13 protein-coding genes are annotated in these 18,902 nt (G+C 70.0%); 8 read left to right on the top strand and 5 right to left on the bottom strand.

Annotation, left to right across the window (positions count from 1 at the left end):
* The first annotated feature begins 12 nt into the window (after positions 1-12).
* Genes lgt through NAG42_RS13210 form a run of 3 tightly spaced genes read left to right on the top strand, consistent with a single transcriptional unit; the run spans position 13 to position 3,610 of the window.
* Entirely contained in the window at positions 13-1,188 is a 1,176-nt protein-coding gene (gene lgt, locus NAG42_RS13200; RefSeq protein ID WP_250030523.1) for a prolipoprotein diacylglyceryl transferase, read from the top strand.
* Between the two features lie 5 nt (positions 1,189-1,193).
* On the top strand, positions 1,194-2,372 hold the full coding sequence (locus tag NAG42_RS13205; RefSeq protein WP_250030524.1) for an FAD-dependent oxidoreductase: 1,179 nt from the start codon (positions 1,194-1,196) through the stop codon (positions 2,370-2,372).
* A 44-nt stretch (positions 2,373-2,416) separates the two neighbouring features.
* Positions 2,417-3,610, top strand: coding sequence for a hypothetical protein (locus NAG42_RS13210; RefSeq protein ID WP_250030525.1), 1,194 nt, complete (start codon positions 2,417-2,419; stop codon positions 3,608-3,610).
* A gap of 35 nt (positions 3,611-3,645) precedes the next feature.
* On the opposite strand, the gene NAG42_RS13215 is transcribed toward NAG42_RS13210, so the two are convergent.
* Positions 3,646-4,521, bottom strand: a complete 876-nt coding sequence (locus tag NAG42_RS13215) for a GNAT family N-acetyltransferase (RefSeq protein WP_250030526.1) — start codon at positions 4,519-4,521, stop codon at positions 3,646-3,648.
* Positions 4,522-4,712: 191 nt separating this feature from the next.
* Here NAG42_RS13215 and gltB point away from each other — a divergent pair, with 191 nt between their 5' ends.
* Together gltB and NAG42_RS13225 are read left to right on the top strand one after the other, a co-directional pair.
* Positions 4,713-9,266, top strand: coding sequence for a glutamate synthase large subunit (gene gltB, locus NAG42_RS13220; protein WP_250030527.1), 4,554 nt, complete (start codon positions 4,713-4,715; stop codon positions 9,264-9,266).
* Positions 9,259-10,731: a glutamate synthase subunit beta gene (locus tag NAG42_RS13225; RefSeq protein WP_250030528.1), complete on the top strand. Its 1,473-nt coding sequence runs from the start codon at positions 9,259-9,261 to the stop codon at positions 10,729-10,731. The genes gltB and NAG42_RS13225 overlap by 8 nt, the downstream gene beginning before the upstream one ends.
* A 28-nt stretch (positions 10,732-10,759) precedes the next feature.
* Here NAG42_RS13225 and NAG42_RS13230 read toward each other — a convergent pair whose 3' ends face one another.
* Genes NAG42_RS13230 through NAG42_RS13240 form a run of 3 tightly spaced genes read right to left on the bottom strand, consistent with a single transcriptional unit; the run spans position 10,760 to position 14,858 of the window.
* Entirely contained in the window at positions 10,760-11,188 is a 429-nt protein-coding gene (locus NAG42_RS13230) for an NUDIX domain-containing protein (protein WP_250030529.1), read from the bottom strand.
* Positions 11,185-11,655, bottom strand: a complete 471-nt coding sequence (locus NAG42_RS13235) for a hypothetical protein (protein WP_250030530.1) — start codon at positions 11,653-11,655, stop codon at positions 11,185-11,187. Before NAG42_RS13235 ends, NAG42_RS13230 begins: the two co-directional genes overlap by 4 nt.
* Positions 11,652-14,858, bottom strand: a complete 3,207-nt coding sequence (locus NAG42_RS13240) for an HD domain-containing protein (RefSeq protein WP_250030531.1) — start codon at positions 14,856-14,858, stop codon at positions 11,652-11,654. Before NAG42_RS13240 ends, NAG42_RS13235 begins: the two co-directional genes overlap by 4 nt.
* A gap of 299 nt (positions 14,859-15,157) precedes the next feature.
* On the opposite strand from NAG42_RS13240, the gene pyk reads away from it, so the two are divergent.
* On the top strand, positions 15,158-16,597 hold the full coding sequence (gene pyk / locus NAG42_RS13245) for a pyruvate kinase (protein ID WP_250030532.1): 1,440 nt from the start codon (positions 15,158-15,160) through the stop codon (positions 16,595-16,597).
* Entirely contained in the window at positions 16,594-17,478 is an 885-nt protein-coding gene (locus tag NAG42_RS13250) for an acyl-CoA thioesterase (RefSeq protein ID WP_250030533.1), read from the top strand. Before pyk ends, NAG42_RS13250 begins: the two co-directional genes overlap by 4 nt.
* A gap of 85 nt (positions 17,479-17,563) precedes the next feature.
* Here the strand turns inward: NAG42_RS13250 and NAG42_RS13255 are convergent, their stop codons facing one another.
* The gene (locus NAG42_RS13255) at positions 17,564-18,208 is read right to left on the bottom strand and encodes a DUF308 domain-containing protein (RefSeq protein ID WP_250030534.1); all 645 of its coding nucleotides are present in this window, start codon (positions 18,206-18,208) and stop codon (positions 17,564-17,566) included.
* Between the two features lie 150 nt (positions 18,209-18,358).
* On the opposite strand from NAG42_RS13255, the gene NAG42_RS13260 reads away from it, so the two are divergent.
* A complete protein-coding gene (locus NAG42_RS13260; RefSeq protein WP_250030535.1) occupies positions 18,359-18,901 on the top strand; it encodes an RNA polymerase sigma factor in 543 nt (180 codons plus the stop codon).
* Position 18,902: the final 1 nt, after the last annotated feature.

Below are 18,902 nucleotides of genomic sequence, written 5' to 3' on the forward strand. Positions count from 1 at the left end.
GCGTGTGCACCCGTGGACCTCGCGCTTATTCCCAGTCCGACAACGTCTGTCTGGCACGTGCTCGGCCTGCCCGTGCGGGCGTATGCGATCTGCATCGTCCTGGGCATCGTCGCCTCCTGCCTGATCATGGAATATCGCCTGCGCAGCCGGGGGGTGGCCCGCTGGGCCTCGCTGGACATCGCGGTGTGGGCGGTCCCGTTCGGCATCGTCGGCGCGCGGCTCTATCACCTCGCGACGTCCCCGCAGGACTATTTCGGTGCCGGGGGTGACCCGGTCCGCGCCTTCTACATCTGGGAGGGCGGCCTCGGCATCTGGGGCGCGGTGCTCGGCGGCGCGGTCGGCGCCTGGCTGGGCGCCCGTCAGCTCGGCCTGCCGCTGGGCCTGGTCGCCGACGCGCTGGCCCCGGGGCTCGCGGTCGGGCAGGCGGTCGGCCGGATCGGCAACTGGTTCAACAACGAGCTCTACGGCAAGGTCACCACGCTCCCGTGGGGTCTCGAGGTCCACGACATGGACCGGTCGAATCCCGGGCACGCGACCCGCATCGACGGGCAGGCGGTGACGCTGCCCGACCTGTATCACCCGACGTTCCTCTACGAGCTGCTCTGGAATCTCGGTGTCGCGCTGCTGGTCTGGCTGGCCGACCGGAAATACAAGTTCGGCCGGGGCCGGGCGTTCGCGCTCTACGTGATGGCCTACACGGTGGGCCGGGCCTGGATCGAGATGCTGCGCGTCGACGAGGCCAACCACCTGTTCGGCGTCCGGCTCAACGTGTTCACCTCGATCGTCGTCTTCCTCGGCGGGCTCATCTACTTCCTGGTCGTGCGCGGGCCGCGGGCCTACGTGGTGCCCGACGACGCGCCCGAGACGGAGCCCGAGCCGGCCGCGACCGGCGACGTCTCCCAGGTCGACGTCACGGCCGCCGCGGCCTCGCCCAGCGCGACCCCCCAGGGCTATCAGGTGGTCAGCGAGTCGAGGTTCCAGGCCTACCGGCGTACGGGGATCCTGCCCCCCGACACCCCGGCCGACATGGCCGAGGAGATCGCCGCCGGCGGTCACCCCGTCGAACGCGACCCGGCCGGCCCGGCCGGCATGGGTGAGGCACTGCTGGCCACCGGCAAGGCCGCCGGGTCGGGCCGGGAGGCACCTGGCGGCGACGCCGAGCCGGAGTCCCGCGGCGACGAACGCTGACCCAGGTGCGCACAGCGGTTGTGGTGGGCGCTGGTCTGGCCGGTCTGGCCACGGCCGGCGCCCTCTCTCGTTGTGGCTGGCATGTGGTGCTGCTGGAGCGCGCCGAACGAGTCGCCGCCCCGCCCACCGCCCTGGTGCTGTGGCCCAACGGCCGCCGCGCGCTGGAATCGCTCGACCCGGACGGCGGGTGGCCGGCGATCATCGCCCCGCTGCCCGACGGCGGGGTGCGCCGCCCGGACGGTCAATGGCTGGTCACCCCGCGGCCCGGCGGGACCGGCTCCGCGCCCGGCGCCGTGCACCTCCAGGACCTCTACGACGCGCTGGTGGCCGGGCTGGGCGACCTGGTCGAGATCCGCACCGGCTTCGCGGTCACCACGATCCGTACGGGTCCGGCCCGCCGCCCGGTGGTCGGTGACGGCCGCACCGAGATCGAGGCCGACCTGGTCGTGGCGGCCGACGGCATCGACAGTGCGATCCGCCGCACCCTGGCCCCCGAGTCGCTCGCGGCCGGTTCCGGGTTCGCCGCGTGGCAGGCCGTCGTCCCCGGCTACCGGGTGCCGTCGCGCCCGCCCGGTGAGGTCGCCGGGGGCGAGACGCTGGGTGCCGGCTACCGGTTCGTGTCGATCCCGCTGGGGGATCGGGCCGCGGGCCGGGGCGGCGTCTACTGGGTGGCCACCGCGGCCGGGGCCCCCCGCCCGGAGTCGCCGGCCACCCAGCTCGATCTGCTGCGGCGCTGGTTCGCCGGCTGGCCGTCGCCGGTGGGTGACCTGCTGGCCGCGACCCACCCCGAGGAGCTGGTCCCGCAGGAGGTGCGGGAGCTGCGTCCGCTGCCCCGGGCGTACGCGTTCCCGTCCGGCCCGGGCGGGGTCGTGCTGCTCGGCGACGCGGCCCAAGCCATGCCCCACCACCTCGGTCAGGGCGCCTGCCTGGCTTTCGAGGACGCGGCCACCCTGCGCTCGCTGGCCGGCCAGGCCGCCCCGGGGGCCACGCTGACCGCGGCGCTGGAGGCCTACAGCCGCCTGCGGCAACCCCGCGCGACCACGGTCGTCCGGCAGACCCGGCGAATGTCGGCCGTGGTCCAGGCCCGGGGCCGGCTGGCCCTGCGCGCCCGCGACGCGGCGCTGAGCCACCTGCGCCCGCGCATCCTCAGCGCGCCGTTGTCGCAGTGGTCGCCACCGGATTGACCGAGGGGGTCGCGACCCCGGCGTGACGTCGTTACGATCCGGCCGTGATCGCGCCTCTGGTGGCCCTGCTGGCCCTGACTCCCGCACCGGTCGTGCTCGCTCCCACCGAGCCCGCACCGACGGGTGTCGAGCTGGCCTGGACCTCCGGCGAGCACAACGAGTTCGCCGTGACCTGGGACGAGGCCGGCGACGTCCGCAACAAGATCGACACTGAGCGGGTGGACGGCGAGCCCACCTTCATCGCGAGCCAGTTCATCGAGCCCGGTGAGCCCAACCGGGTCGTCATGAACACCGGCCTCTACGACACCGACTACAAGATCCGGGTGGTCGTCGTCGACGCGGACGGCACCGAGCTGAGCGAGCCGGCCTACTCCCCGGAGTTCGACACCGACCGCACCGTGCCGGCCCGGATCACCAGCGCGGTCCCGCAGGTGGACGGCTCGGTCCGGTTCTCCTGGGTGCCGGGCCGCTACACCGACTCCAACCCGGGGGACCCGCTGGACCTGCCGGCCGAGGACCCGCCGCGCTACCAGCCGGTCGTCACCCAGTACGGGATGCCCGACTACGAGCCGTTCGGCCCGCCGGTGCGCGGGGCGGGTTCCCTGGTCGTGCGGGGTCGCCAGGTCCCTCTCAACGTCGGCCTGCAGAACTTCGAGAACGAGTGGTACGGCTACCGCGGGGCCAGCGCGTCGATCAACGGCAGCAAGCTGACCGTGAAGCTGCCGTCGTCGCGGCCGGTCGGCGGCCGGCTCACCGCCACCGGCAAGGTGACCGAGTTGCTCCGCAGCTGTGATCTGGCCGCCTGTGACAACGCCGAGTGGCCCACCGGGGACCGTGAGCTGGAACTGCAGGCGCGGACCTCGGCCGGCGGTTCCTGGCAGACCGTGGCGACGACGAAGAGCCGCACCGACGGCACGTACTCGGTGACCGCCGGTTTCACCGGGACCCGCGAATACCGGGTGGTCGCCCCGCCGGTGCCCTGGGTGCCGGGTGATCAGGCTCTCGCGTACGCGGAAACGGCGGCCATGAAGGTGAGCGGAGTCTCCGGCCCGGCGGACAACGGCGGCGGCGACGACAACGGCGGTGGCGACGACAACGGTGGCGACGGCGGCGGTGGCGGTGGTGGTGGCCTTCCGATCACCGGCTCACCCGTGATGTGGATCGCGCTCGCCGGCGGTCTGCTCGTCCTGCTGGGTGTCGCGTTCGCCACCCTCGGACGGATCCGCCGGCGCCGCTGACGCCACCTGTCGACCACCGCCGCACGCCGTCGCGCCTACAGCGACGCCGGGGCCGGCTCGCCGATGCACGCGGTGCCGATCCGCCGGAATCCCACCTTCGTGTAGAGGCGGGCGACGTCGTCGTCACCCGCCGACAGGAAGACCAGCCGCACCCCGTCGTCCAGCGAGCGGCGGGCCAGTGCCGCGGTGAGCTGGGAGGCGTAGCCGCGCCGCCGGGCCGACGGCAGGGTCGCCACACCGGCCACCTCGGCCACGTCACCCGAGCGCATCACGGCGCCGGTGGCCAGGATCCCGTCGGGGGAGTCGACCACCGCCGTGTAGTAGTCGCCGGCCGCGCTGCGTTCCCGCTGGCTCTCGACCAGGGGCTTGCTGAGTTCCCCGCCCGCGGCGTCGCGCTCGGCCGGGCCGGCCGGCACGGTCAGCAGGGCGCCGCCCCCGGCCTCCAGCGGCGACACCGCCGCGGCGGGCGCGCCGAAGCCCAGCTGCGCCACCGCGTGCGAGGCGGCCAGGTCGGCGGCGAAGGACGGCGCGTCCGGGTCGAGGAAGCGGATGGTGCCGCCCTCGACCGGCAGGTCGGGTACGAGCGCGGCCGGGTCGAGCGTCAGCAGCGGGGCCAGCAGCACGTCGAGGCCGGCCGAGCGGGCCACGGCGAGCAGGTCCGGGGTCGTCTCGTGCACCCACTCGAAAGCCTCGGGCAGGCCCAGCTCTCGTTGCCTCTGGCGAACGGCAGTAATATCGGCCGCAGAGGGAGTGTCCGCCCCTATGCGGGGGCGGGCGTAGTACGGCCAGCCTTCGCCCTCGCGGACGAAGAGCACCAGCCCGCCGAACTCCTCGGCCCGTGCGTAGGGCCGGGGCAGGGCGTCGTAAAACCGCTCGAGCCTGACGAAGACGTCGGTATCCTGTTGCGCCACCGCGCGAGACTACCCAACCACAGCGGATGTTCGGCTACCCCATTATGCCGTGAAGGTCGATGACGCCCGATTCAAGTGTGATCCATCTGAACTGGCGGAGATCGGTACCCACTAACGTAGACTTCAGAGACTTTGCAGGGCCGACGTCGTCCCGACCTTGAACTGAAACACCAGCGACGACAGGAGGCCCGGTGGCTTTTCCGCACCCCCAGGGGCTGTACGACCCGTCTCAGGAGCGCGACGCCTGTGGTGTCGCCTTCGTGGCGGATTTGTATGGGCGGCGCTCCCACGATGTGGTCGCCAAGGGCCTGTCGGCACTCATCCGCCTCGATCACCGGGGCGCGCGCGGCGCCGAGTACAACACCGGCGACGGCGCCGGCATCATGATCCAGGTCCCGGACGAGTTCTACCGCGCGGTCGCCGGCTTCGAGCTGCCCGCCGCCGGGCACTACGCCACCGGCCTGGTCTTCCTGCCGACGGACGCCGACGAGCGCGCTCGTGCGATCAAGGTCTTCGAGAAGTACGCGCTCGTCGAGGGCGGCGACGTCCTCGGCTGGCGTGAGGTCCCGGTGCGCCCGGGTGGGCTGGGTCAGACCGCCGAGGACGCCCGTCCGGCGATCATGCAGGTGTTCCTGGGTGCCCACCGGCTCTCCGGCTCGGCCGCCGGCCCGGCCGGTGCCAAGCTCAGCGGCATCGAGCTCGACCGGGTGGCCTTCACCATCCGCAAGCAGGCCGAGCGGGAGACCGCGCAGCGCGGCGTCTCCGCCTACTTCCCGTCGCTGTCCTCGCGCACGGTGACCTACAAGGGCATGCTCACGCCCGACCAGCTGCCCGAGTTCTTCCCCGACCTGGTCGACGAGCGCGTGTCGAGCGCGATCGCCCTGGTCCACTCGCGCTTCGCGACCAACACGTTCCCGGCCTGGAAACTGGCCCACCCCTACCGGTTCATCGCCCACAACGGCGAGATCAACACGATCCGCGGCAACAAGAACTGGATGGCCGCCCGCGAGGCGCTGCTGCGCTCCACCACGCTGCCCGGCAGCATCAAGCGGCTCTTCCCGATCAACACGCCCGACGCGTCCGACTCGGCCAGCTTCGACGAGGTGCTCGAGCTGCTGCACCTGTCCGGCCGCAGCCTGCCCCACGCCATGCTGATGATGATCCCCGAGGCGTGGGAGAACGACCCCGGCATGGAGGAGAAGCGGCGGTCCTTCTACCGCTTCCACGCCAGCCTGATGGAGCCGTGGGACGGCCCGGCCAGCGTCGCGTTCACCGACGGCTCGATGATCGGCGCCGTCCTCGACCGTAACGGGCTGCGCCCCGGCCGCTGGTGGCACACCTCCGACGGCCTGGTCGTGCTGGGCTCCGAGGCGGGCGTGCTCGACCTCGACCCGGCCACCGTGATCGCCAAGGGCCGCCTGCAGCCCGGCAAGATGTTCCTGGTCGACACGGCGGCCGGCCGCATCGTCCACGACGACGAGATCAAGGCCGAGCTGGCCGCGGCCGAGCCGTACGACGAGTGGCTGCACGCCGGGCTGATCCAGCTCGACGACCTGCCGCCCCGCGAGCACGTCATCTACACCCACGACTCGGTGCTGCGCCGTCAGCAGATCTTCGGCTACTCCGAGGAGGAGCTGAAGATCCTCATCGGACCGATGGCCCGCTCGGGCGCCGAGCCGCTCGGCTCGATGGGTACGGACACCCCGATCTCGCCGCTGTCGAAGCGGCCGCGACTGCTGTTCGACTACTTCCACCAGCTGTTCGCCCAGGTCACCAACCCGCCGCTGGACGCCATCCGCGAGGAGCTGGTGACCAGCCTGGCCACCACCATCGGGCCCGAGGCCAACCTGCTCGACCCCGGCCCGGCGTCCTGCCGCCAGATCGTGCTGCCCTACCCGATCATCGACAACGACGAGCTGGCCAAGCTGCTGTCGATCGACGACGACGGCGACCTGCCCGGCTTCAAGGCGGTGCGGGTCTCCGGCCTCTACCCGCTGCGCGACGGCGCGGCCGGCATCAAGGCCCGCCTGACCCAGATCTGCCGGCACGTGTCCGAGGCGATCGAGGACGGCGTGCGCATCCTCGTGCTCAGCGACCGGGACTCCAACGCCGATCTGGCCCCGATCCCGTCGCTGCTGCTGACCGCGGCGGTGCACCAGCATCTCGTACGGGAACAGACCCGCACCCAGGTCGCGCTGGTCGTCGAGTCGGGTGACTGCCGTGAGGTGCACCACGCGGCCGTGCTCATCGGCTACGGCGCCGCGGCGGTGAACCCGTACCTGGCCTTCGAGTCGGTCGACGACCTGATCGCCACCGGCCCGCTGGCCGGGCTCGACCCCAAGACCGCGGTGCGCAACTACGTCAAGGCGCTGGGCAAGGGCGTCCTCAAGATCATGTCGAAGATGGGCATCTCGACGGTGTCCTCGTACTGCGGCGCCCAGGTGTTCGAGGCGGTCGGTCTCGACAACCGGCTGCTGCAGCGCTACTTCGCCGGCACCAACGGCCGCATCGGCGGGGCGTCGCTGGCCGACATCCACGCCGAGGTCAAGGCGCGGCACGAGAAGGCGTACCCGTCCAACCCGGCCGAGCGCACCCACCGCCGGCTCGAGGTCGGCGGCGAATACCAGTGGCGCCGCGAGGGCGAGGTGCACCTGTTCAACCCCGAGACGGTGTTCCTGCTCCAGCACGCCACCCGGTCCAAGCAGTACGACGTCTACCGCAAATACACGTCCACGGTGGACGGACTGGCCGCCGAGGCCGGGTCGCTGCGCGGGCTGTTCGAGTTCAAGGCCGGCCGCACGCCGGTGCCGATCGACGAGGTCGAGCCCGCATCCGAGATCGTCAAGCGCTTCGCCACCGGCGCCATGTCGTACGGGTCGATCTCCGCCGAGTCGCACGAGACGCTGGCCATCGCCATGAACAACCTCGGCGGCAAGTCGAACACCGGGGAGGGCGGCGAGGACGTCGACCGCCTGCACGACCCGCGGCGCCGCTCCGCGGTCAAGCAGATCGCCTCCGGCCGGTTCGGGGTCACCAGCGAATACCTGGTCAACGCGGACGACCTGCAGATCAAGATGGCGCAGGGCGCGAAACCGGGCGAGGGCGGCCAGCTGCCCGGCAACAAGGTGTGGCCGTGGATCGCCAAGACCCGGCATGCCACCCCCGGCGTCGGCCTGATCTCGCCGCCGCCGCACCACGACATCTACTCCATCGAGGACCTGGCTCAGCTGGTCCACGACCTCAAGAACGTCAACCCGATGTCGCGGGTGCACGTCAAGCTGGTCAGCGAGATCGGCGTCGGCACCGTCGCCGCCGGGGTGGCCAAGCTCAAGGCCGACGTCATCCTGATCTCCGGACACGACGGCGGCACCGGCGCGTCCCCGCTCAACTCGCTCAAGCACGCCGGCTCCCCGTGGGAGCTGGGCCTGGCCGAGGCCCAGCAGACGTTGCTGCTCAACAAGCTGCGCGACCGGGTCACCGTGCAGGTCGACGGTCAGCTCAAGACCGGCCGCGACGTGATCGTGGCCGCTCTGCTGGGCGCCGAGGAGTTCGGCTTCGCGACCGCCCCGCTGATCGTCAGCGGCTGCATCATGATGCGGGTCTGCCACCTCGACACCTGCCCGGTCGGCATCGCCACGCAGAACCCGGTGCTGCGCGAGCGGTTCACCGGCAAGCCCGAGTTCGTCGAGAACTTCTTCCTGTTCCTGGCCCAGGAGGTGCGCGAATACCTGGCCGAGCTGGGCTTCCGCAGCATCGACGAGGCGATCGGGCACGCCGAGATCCTCGACGTGCGTCCGGCGGTCGACCACTGGAAGGCCAAGGGTCTCGACCTGTCGCCGATCCTCTACGTCCCCGAGCTCCCCGAGGGCACGGCCCGGCGCGGCATCGTCGCCCAGGACCACGAGCTGCACAAGGCACTCGACAACAAGCTGATCGAGCTGGCCGCACCGGCCCTGACCGGGGGCGCCCCGGTGCACGCCGAGATCGACATCCGCAACGACAACCGCAGCGTGGGCGCGATGCTCGGCGGCGAGGTGACCCGCCGGCACGGCGGCGCCGGACTGCCCGAGGACACGATCTCGTTCACCCTGCGCGGCACCGGCGGGCAGTCGTTCGGCGCGTTCCTGCCCCGCGGCGTCACCCTGCGGCTGATCGGCGACACCAACGACTACGTCGCCAAGGGACTGTCCGGCGGCCGGGTCATCGTGCGGCCCGACGACACCGCGCCGTTCGTGGCCGAGGACAACATCATCGCGGGCAACACCATCCTGTACGGGGCCACGGCCGGTGAGGTGTTCCTGCGGGGTCGCGCCGGCGAGCGTTTCGCCGTCCGCAACTCGGGCGGCCAGGCGGTCGTCGAGGGGGTGGGCGACCACGGCTGCGAATACATGACCGGCGGCACGGTCGTCGTGCTCGGCCCGACCGGTCGCAACTTCGCGGCCGGCATGAGCGGCGGCACCGCGTTCGTCCTCGACCTGGCCCCCACCAAGGTCAACCCCGAGCTGGTCGACCTGACCCCGCTCACCGGCGAGGAGCAGGAGACGCTGCGCCACCTCGTCGAGAAGCACGCCACCGAGACCGGCTCCACAGTGGCCGAGCGGCTGCTCAAGGACTGGCCCGCGGCCGTCGACCGGTTCACCGCCGTCGTGCCGCGTGACTACAAGCGAGTGATGGAACTGATCAGGACCGCCGAAGCCGCCGGTCGCAACGTCGACGAGGCGGTCATGGGAGGCCGGAGTGCCTGATCCGAACGGATTTCTTCGCTACGAGCGGCAGCTGCCCAAGCGCCGCCCGGTGCCGGTCCGCATCCAGGACTGGCGGGAGGTCTACCCGCCCGCGGGTGAGGAGCTCATCCGCGACCAGGCCACCCGGTGCATGGACTGCGGCATCCCGTTCTGCCACGAGGGCTGCCCGCTGGGCAACCGCATCCCCGACTGGAACGACCTGGTCCGCACCGGGGCCTGGGAGGCCGCGGCCGAGTCGCTGCACGCCACCAACAACTTCCCGGAGTTCACCGGACGGTTGTGCCCCGCACCCTGCGAGGCGGCGTGTGTGCTCGGCATCGCCGACGACCCGGTGACCATCAAGCAGGTCGAGGTCGAGATCGCCAACCACGCGTTCGACCTGGGATACGTACGCCCCCAGCCCGCACCCGTGGCGACCGGCAAGAAGGTCGCGGTCGTCGGATCCGGCCCCGCCGGCCTGGCCGCGGCCCAGCAGCTGGCCCGGGCCGGTCACGCGGTGACGGTCTACGAGCGCGACGACCGCATCGGCGGCCTGCTCCGCTACGGCATCCCCGACTTCAAGATCGAGAAGACGGTGGTGGACGCCCGCCTGGCCCAGATGGCCGCCGAGGGCGTCGTCTTCGAAACCGGCGTGGAGGTCGGCCGCGACGTCACCGCCGACGACCTGCGCGACCGCTTCGACGCGGTCCTGCTGGCGGCCGGGGCCCTGGCCGGCCGGGACGCGCACGACACCCCCGGCCGCACCCTCAACGGCGTCCACCTGGCCATGGAACACCTCGTCCCGGCCAACCGGGTCGTGGCCGGCCTGCAGGACACGGCACCCATCGACGCCGCCGGCAAGAACGTCGTCATCATCGGCGGCGGCGACACCGGCGCCGACTGCCTGGGCGTGGCCCACCGCCAGGGCGCGGCGAACGTGATCCAGCTCGACCAGTACCCGCTGCCCCCCTCGGAGCGGGCCGGCGAACTGCACCCGTGGCCCACGTGGCCGGTCATCCTGCGCAACTACCCCGCGCACGAGGAGGGCGGCGAACGCGTCTTCGGGGTGGCCGTCCAGGAGTTCGTCGACGACGGCAACGGCAACGTCAAGGCCGTGCGCGTGGCCGACGTGACGGTCGAGCGCATCAACGGCGTCCGCACGGTCACGGTGGCCGAGGGCTCCGAGCGCGACCTGCCGGCCGACCTGGTCCTGCTGGCGATCGGCTTCGAAGGCACCGAGAAGCAGCCGCTGCTGGCGCAGTTCGGCATCGAGCGCAACCGCCGGGGCGTCCTGGACGCCGACATCACGTGGCAGACGTCGGCCCCCGGCGTCTTCGTGGCCGGCGACATGCACCGCGGCGCGTCGCTGATCGTCTGGGCGATCGCCGAGGGCCGCTCGGCCGCCTCCGCCATCCACGACTACCTGGGCGCCGCCGGCGAGCTGCCGGCCCCCGTCAACTCGATGGCCCAGCCCATCAGCGCCTAGTTCTTTCCTGGAGGGGCCCGCCTGGTTTTCAGGCGGGCCCTTTCTTCCTGTACGCGGTGAGGGTGTCCCGGCTGGCCTGAGTGAGCTGTTCGGGAAGCGCCCCGACCCGGAACCAGCCGATCGCGGTGCACTTGCCGGGCTCCCGGATCGCCGGTGTGCCACCGATCCACCGCGCGGCGAACGACGGCGAGACCCAGTGCTGTCCCTCATCCGGCAGGATGTGATCGGAGACCCCGAGCAGCGCGCCGACCTCAACGGCCATCCCGTACTCCTCGTCGAACTCCCGCACGACGGCCGCAGCCAGCGTCTCCCCGAAGCTCACCATGCCGCCCGGAAACTCCCAGAGCCCGGCCTCGTTCCGTGCCGCCGCCCCACGCCGGGCCAGGAATACCCGCCCGTCGTCGTCGAAGACCATCGCGCCCACCCCGACGCCGATGAAGTCGTGCCCCGGCCTCATGACATGGCCGGCAACAGGACGAAGGCGGCCCCGAGCCACATGAACCCCACCGACCCGACGATGAAGAGCAGGATGTAAGTCTCGTACCACCGCCAGAAGTTCCGCGGCTCAGGTGCCTTCCGATACCCCGGCCGGACAGCCTCCTCGGTGAGCGCACACTCCTCCCGCCGGTAGTCCAGCCAGGTGAACACCCCGATCACGATGAGCAGAACGGTGAACGCCGCAATGACGGTCACCAGCAGCAGAATCGACACGATCCCGATCTGCGCGATGCCCCGCTCGATCTTCCATTCGTCCCACCGCACAAAAAGCGTGAGAGCCGCCCCGACCAGCACGGTGGCCAGGGTCTGATAGATGGCCAGGAACCGGTAGACGTTCTCGTTGACGGTGTGAAGCTGCTGCAACAGAAACTTGTACCGCTCGACCTCGAACGCCTGCGCCCGGTCGATCTGACCAGGCTCTGTCACCGCGACCACCATAGTCCGGCGTCGTCTTGGCGGGCGTAAGCCGCCGGCGGCGGGGCAATGTCCGGCCGGCTGAGCGCCACCTGCTCCAGCGCCCTGTTCAGCTCTCCCACCTCCTGAAGCGACCCAGCTTGCCAGAACACACGCTGGAACGGTGCCGGGAAGTCCCGCTCGAGGACCGTTGCATTGTTCACCATCCATTGGGTGAGGGGATGATGCAGGTTGAGCACCCCGCGCGTGCGGATAAGCTTCTCCGGCCCTCGGAAAGTAACGGCGAAAAGAGGCGGAAAAGAAAGGGTCCCGGCGTGATGCTCGGGAGTCCGGTCGGATGCGACAGCAAAAGAACGGGTCGCCACATCGTACTCGACGTCGAGAAAGAAATGGATCAGTCCGGCCGCAAGATAGTCGTAGAAGAAAGGCATCGAACCTCCGGATCTGCTCCAGGGCTCGACGTAAGGAAGGTTGACTGTGGGCCTGCCTCCGGCGCGGACCGCGGCGGCAATTTGATCGACGCTACGCTTTCCGCCCGCAGTGTCGATCACGGCCTCCGTGTTCCATACCCCATTGCGCAGCAGGAGGTCGTCGCGCAGTGTCGAGGCCGTATACGGCTCCGCAGGGGCCGGGGCGTGCATGAGTGCGACAGTGCCGATCTGATCGAATGCGCCGGTCAGGCGCTCATCTGAGCCGATAGCGTGACGTAAGGCATGGCGGATGGCCAGGTGCACACCCGACTGCACTCCGAACCGGACGGCGCGGACGTCGGAACGAGACACTGACAAGTCAGGGCGTAACTGTCCGGACAGGCTCAAGTTGCCCAGCAATACGGCGTTGTACACGTCCAGTTCAAGTTCTCTCAGACCTGGCCGGGGGGCGGGCAACGCAATACCGTTGTGAGACCACCAGGAATGCCGACGGTCCAAGAGCTCGGCCAGCTCGGGGCCGCAGGGTAGATCGATGAGTCTAATTGAGTATTCAGACCCCGCGTACGCCTGCTCACGGACGCCGTCGATATCCAGGTGTCTCTTGAGGACAAGCGCCAGTTCCAGGGGAGATTCGGCCAGAAACGAGGACCATTGCTCCGCCGTGCTGGCGCGAGTAGGCGCGCTCTCCTCGGTCGTTCGGTACGTGTCCTTGGCCAGAGTCTGATAGGCGTGTCGCAGTTTTTTCGAATCGACGATCCGGTCAACGGACAACTGTATGATGTAGCGGGCTGTCCCGTCCTCGTACGACCTCTTGTGGAAATGGAGAGCGTACTTTGTGGACATTACCGCTTTATTGAGTGTCTTCCGGAGCTCTTCGTTTCTTACCGGCCAGCCCTTGAGCAGGTCGGCGGATTCATCGTCGGCCGGCGGAAGAATGACGTAAGCCACGAGCTGGCCTTGAACATCCGGGCATTCCGCAACCCGCGTGAGGTTCAACGGGATTGCTGCCACCTGGACGGTGCCGAGGAACGGCAGGACGTTGTCGGGCGAATACGGCTTGAGCTCAGCGGTGTCGACTTCCTTGACGACCGGCTCGCTCAGCACAGGGTTCGTGGTGAAATCCAGCGACGCCACCTTCACCGGCTCTCCGTTGCAGGAGACCGGGATGGGTGGGGCCATGACGTACGAATTGACCTTCGCGACGACGGTCGCCAGTTCCGTGGTCGCGTAATTCGGATTGATCCGGACGGCGATGCGAGTCCCCGGTTCTTTGCGGAACGCGGGTGTGGGGCCGCCCCGGCCCGGCATCGGCCGTCCCTTACGGCTCGAGTCCTGCAGCACGAAGTAGTCGTCCCGCCGGTTGATCGACAGCCGTACCGCCCGGCCGCCGTTCTCGCCGGCCGCGCGGCTGGAGACCTCCACCCGGTCACCCACCATGAAGCAGGCCAGCACCCCGACCCCGAACCGGCTGATGACCTCGAACGGTTGGTCGGCGACGCCGCGCCTTCCCAGAGACGCGCGGAACTCGGCCGACCTGTAATACGACTTGCCCACCCGCAGGAAGTAGTCGCGCAAGGTGTGCTCATCCATGCCGATGCCGTCGTCGTCGACGCTCACCCAGACGAAGCCACCGTCGTCCTCCCAGCACGTGACCTTGATCCCCGTGGACAAGTGGCCGAACAAATGCTCCCGTGCGCGGACGGCGTCGAAGGCATTCTGGAGCAGCTCACGGATGAACGCGTGCGGGTCCTCGTAGAGGCGCTCGCCGGTGAAGAGCTCGAGCACAGCGGCGCGATCCAATTCGAAGCGGAACTCGCCGTAGCGGTAGCCGTTGCTGGTGATCGCCAGCTTGTCGATCTCGCCGGGCAACGGGACGCCGCGCCAGCGTTCTCCGCAGTAGTCCACGACGCTGCGGCAATGCAGCATCTCCTCCTCGATGATGGAGAGGAACGTGCGCAGGTCATGTTCGACGCCCGGATCCGAGGGCTCGGCGACGAACTGAACGCGGTAGTTCGGGCTCCGTTGCGGCGGGAACTCGAAGCCCCGGGCGGCCAGATGCTTACGCCATTCCCGGTCGCTCACCGAAGCCTCCGGCGTCCGGCGATCGGCGAGGCGCAGGTGGTCGTAGATGACGGTCGGCGTGCGACTGTCGTCCAGGTCGAGGATGTCCCCCAGGCGGAGCGCGACAGCGCAGAATCTGAGGTCGGCACCGTAGAGGTAGTCAGTCCGAAAACGCGGTTCGTAGAGGGCGGCGGTCGGCTCGTTGTGGCTGCGGCACACCATCTCGAGGGCGTCGATGATCGGTTTGTTCTCCCACTGCAGCAAGGACCGGTCAACGGCGTCGAGGTGCACCCGTACCCGGTCGGCGTGGCGCGACCGGCAGTACTGCTCCACGACGAAGTCCGGCGGAACGCCGCCGTTGCGCTGCGTAGCGAGGTAAGCCTCGTCGTGCCCGTCGAGGAACTCCTCGAACTCGTCGTCGTCGGTGATTCCGGCCCGCTCGTCCGCCGAGAACGCCATGCCGGTGTCGTGGAAGTAAGCGGCCAGGATCAGCAGAGCCGCCTCGAGCCCGCTCATCCGGTCCCGGCGCGGGGCAGCCAGCTCACCCATCAGCCGAATGACGTTGCCGGCGTGCACCTCATCGTGGGCGGTGTAGTTCGGAAACGTCTCCGGCACGAGCTGAAGCAGGCTTTTCGCGTGGGCCACCAATTCCTGAACGTTGGCCTGGTCACGCTGCCCGGCCTTCTCGGCGAGCACAGAACCCAGCAGTCCCCAATCACCCACCAGAGCCCCTCCGGATCACGCGGGCACGAACACGGCAATACGGAATGTAGTCGGTGCATTGTCAGCTGGCGATGGTCCGTCCATCCACCCGGTTGATGCTCATGAGGGCGTTGCGGGAGGGGAGTCGAAGCCGGGCCGATAAGGTGAAGGTGCGGTCGTTGAAGCCCGTGGACAAGCGCAGCGCAGCGCGCCGGTTCCTGTTGCGGGAGCCCGAGCAGCCTCGCCGCCGCCCGACAGACGCAGTTCACCCCGAGTACGGGGGTCGGCCGCCAGGCCGATGAGAAAGAGAGACTAGCCTGATGGCCGTGACACGCCGCGTAAAAATCGTCTGCACCATGGGGCCCGCGACCGCCTCCCCCGAGCGCATGCTCGGGCTTGTCGAGGCCGGCATGGACGTGGCCCGGATGAACTTCAGCCACGGCAGCCACGAGGACCACCAAAAGGTGTATGACCTCGTGCGCAGCACCGCCGAGCAAACCGGGCGCGCCGTCGCCGTGCTCGCCGACCTGCAGGGGCCCAAGATCCGGCTCGGCAAGTTCGCCGACGGGCCGCACGTCTGGAACACCGGCGACCTGGTCACCATCACCAGCGAGGACATCCTCGGCACCCGGGAGCGGGTCTCCTGCACCTACACCAAGCTGCCGCTGGAGGTGAAGCCCGGCGACCGCCTGCTCATCGACGACGGCAAGGTCGCCGTGGAGGTCACCGCGATCGACGACCACACCGACATCCGCTGCCTGGTCGTCGAGGGCGGCCCGGTCAGCAACAACAAGGGCGTCTCGCTGCCCAACGTCGCCGTCAGCGTCCCCGCCCTCAGCGACAAGGACGCCGAGGACCTGCGCTTCGCCCTCGGCCTGGGCTGCGACATCGTGGCCCTGTCGTTCGTGCGCTCGCCCGACGACATCAAGCTCGTCCACGAGATCATGGCCGAGGAGGGACGCATCGTCCCGGTCATCGCCAAGGTCGAGAAGCCCGAGGCGGTCGAGCACCTCGAAGCGATCGTGCTCGCCTTCGACGGCGTCATGGTGGCCCGCGGCGACCTCGGCGTCGAGCTCCCGCTCGACCAGGTCCCGCTGGTGCAGAAACGCGCCGTCCAGCTCTGCCGCGAGAACGCCAAGCCGGTCATCGTGGCCACCCAGATGCTCGACTCGATGATCGAGAACTCCCGGCCGACCCGCGCCGAGGCGTCCGACGTGGCCAACGCCGTGCTCGACGGCACCGACGCCGTGATGCTCTCCGGTGAGACCTCCGTGGGCAAATACCCGGTGCTCACGGTCAGCACCATGGCCAAGATCGTCACCACCACCGAGGGCGGCTCCATCCCGGTCCCGCGGCTGCAGCACGACCCGCGCACCCACGGCGGCGCCCTCACCGTCGCCGCGTCGCAGATCGCCCGCAACATCGGCGCCAAGGCCCTCGTCGCCTTCTCGCAGACCGGCGACACCGTCCGCCGCCTGGCCCGCCTGCACTGCGAGCTGCCGCTCTACGCGTTCACCCCGGTCCCCGAGGTGCGCAACCAGCTCGCCGTCGCCTGGGGCGTGGAAACGTTCCTCACCGACTTCGTGCAGCACACCGACGACATGTTCCGGCAGGTCGACGCCAAGATGCTCGGCCTCGGCCTGGCCAAGCCGGGCGACTACGTCGTCGTCGTGGCCGGCTCCCCGCCCAACGCGCCCGGCTCCACCAACACCCTGCGCGTGCACCGGCTCGGCGACCTCGTCGACCCCGCCACGCTGTGACCGAACCGCTGAGCGGGCAAGCCGCCGTCGACCAGCTGCTCGAGGTCCTCGACCTCAAGCAGCTGGACCCGGCCACCTTCGTCGGGGAAAGCCCGCAGACCGGCGCCCAGCGTGTCTTCGGCGGGCAGGTCGCCGGTCAGGCCCTCGTCGCCGCCGGCCGCACCGTCGACCCCGAACGCACCGTGCACTCCCTGCACGGCTACTTCGTGCGGCCCGGCGACCCGACCGAGCCGATCACGTTCGCCGTCGAGACCATCCGCGACGGACGCTCCTTCTCGGTGCGGCGGTCCACCGCCGAGCAACACGGCAAGACCATCTTCTTCATGTCGGCGTCCTTCCAGGTCCGCGAGGTCGGCCTCGACCACCACACCGCGGCCCCCGACGACGTCCCCGGCCCCGACGAGGTCCAGACGATGGCCGACTGGGTGCGCAAATACCCCAGCCGGCGAGCCTCCTTCAACGCCGCCCCGCGCGCCGTCGACGTCCGCTACGTCAACGACCCCGGCTGGGTGCCCCCGGGTGACCGCAACGCCAGCGAACAACAACGGGTCTGGATGCGCGTCAACGGCACCCTGCCCGACGACCCGCTCATCCACGCCTGCGCCCTGACGTACGCCAGCGACCTGTCACTGCTCGACTCGGTGCTCTCCGTCCACGGCGAAAGCTGGGGCCCCGGCGGCGTCATCGGCGCCAGCCTCGACCACGCCCTCTGGTTCCACCGGCCGTTCCGCGCCGACAACTGGTTCCTCTACGACTGCACCAGCCCCTCCGCCAGCGGCAGCCGCGGCCTGGCCGGCGGCCGGATGTACACCGAGGACGGCGTACACATCGCCAGCGCCGTACAGGAAGGCCTGCTCAGACGGGTCGGCGAGCGCAAATAACCGGGAGCCCCGCCCGGCCCGGACCCCGGCCCGGCGACTGGCCGACAACGGATCCCGGCCCGGCGGGGCAGGGGAGACCAAAGCTCTAACGTTCGACAGCATCCGGCTCGTGAAGGGCCTCGGCCCGATGCCGCGGATGCGCCTCGAAATCCGCCAGACCAGCCGAATAACCAGCCACGCCGGCCGCCCGCTCCGGCGGCAACCGCAACACGTCCTGCCGCGCCGCGGACACCTCCCGCAACCGCAACCCGGTCACCAGATCAGCCACCGCCCGCAACAAACCCAGCGCACCCAACGTCACAATCACCGGGTCAGCGGCCCGAGCCAGCGGCCCCGCGGCATAAAACCCCAGGCCGGCCTGCAAAACCCCCAACGTCACCATCAGGCCCCAGGTCCGGTCGGTGCCCCGATTCATCGTCGCCACCGCGATGTCCACCGCACCCCGCACCATCAGGAACCACCCGACCAGCGACACCGTCGTCGCATAAGTCGAACCCTGATCCAGCAGCACCACCACACCGGTCGCCGTGAACAACGCCGCCATCGACGCGTTCACCCACCACGTCCTCGTCCCGGCGAGCGCCCGCACCACCTCACACAAGGCACCGAAGAAAATCACCGGACCAGCCACCGCCACCACATCGGCCGGCTCCAGCCGCAATACACTCCACCCGATCGCCAGCCACGCCACCCCGGCGAACAGCAGAAACCCCCACATGCTCTCGCGCATCGCAGACAGGGGCGAAGAACCGGACCACAACATGAGGCCTCCAGCCGAACGTGTCCCTGCCATGACAACATCCGGCCGACCCCCGAACCCGAGGTTCACGCAGATTCACAGCCGGGTACCAGACGAGCGCTCCCACCCTCCGGAGAGGCCGTGCCCGACACTGACCTGACCGACGCCCTGCGCGCCGCACAACAAGGCGACGCAGCCGGCTTCGCCACACTCTGGCGCACCCACCACCCCTCGGTGCTGCGCTACCTGCGCGTCCTCGCCGGAGACCACGCCGAAGACGCCGCCAGCGAAACCTGGCTCCACGTCATCCGCGACCTCCAGCACTTCGACGGCGACCACGACGGCTTCCGGGGCTGGCTCTTCCGCATCGCCCGGCACCGCGGCATCGACGAGAAAAGACGCCAATCCCGTACGCGGGAAACCGCGACCCCACCCACCCGGACCGCCCCCGACGCCGCCACCCAGGCCGCCGAAGGCGCCGCCACCACCTGGGCCCTCACCGTCATCGCCGGCCTCCCCGCCGACCAGGCCGAAGCCGTCATGCTCCGCATCGTCATCGGACTCGACGTCGCCACCACCGCCGGCATCCTAGGCAAAAAACCCGGCGCCGTCCGCATCGCCACCATGCGCGGACTCCGCCGCCTCGCCCTGCATCCCCAAATCCGTACGAGAGAGGGGGTGTAAC

This window comes from Paractinoplanes maris (assembly GCF_023544465.1).
Classification (GTDB): Bacteria; Actinomycetota; Actinomycetes; order Mycobacteriales; family Micromonosporaceae; genus Actinoplanes; species Actinoplanes maris.

What these genes read in the sequence shown, in the direction of transcription:
- NAG42_RS13230 (WP_250030529.1), bottom strand. Translation starts at nt 11,188, where the DNA reads ATGAGGCCGGGGCACGACTTCATCGGCGTCGGGGTGGGCGCGATGGTC.
- pyk (WP_250030532.1), top strand. Translation starts at nt 15,158, where the DNA reads ATGGCCGTGACACGCCGCGTAAAAATCGTCTGCACCATGGGGCCCGCG.
- NAG42_RS13255 (WP_250030534.1), bottom strand. Translation starts at nt 18,208, where the DNA reads ATGCGCGAGAGCATGTGGGGGTTTCTGCTGTTCGCCGGGGTGGCGTGG.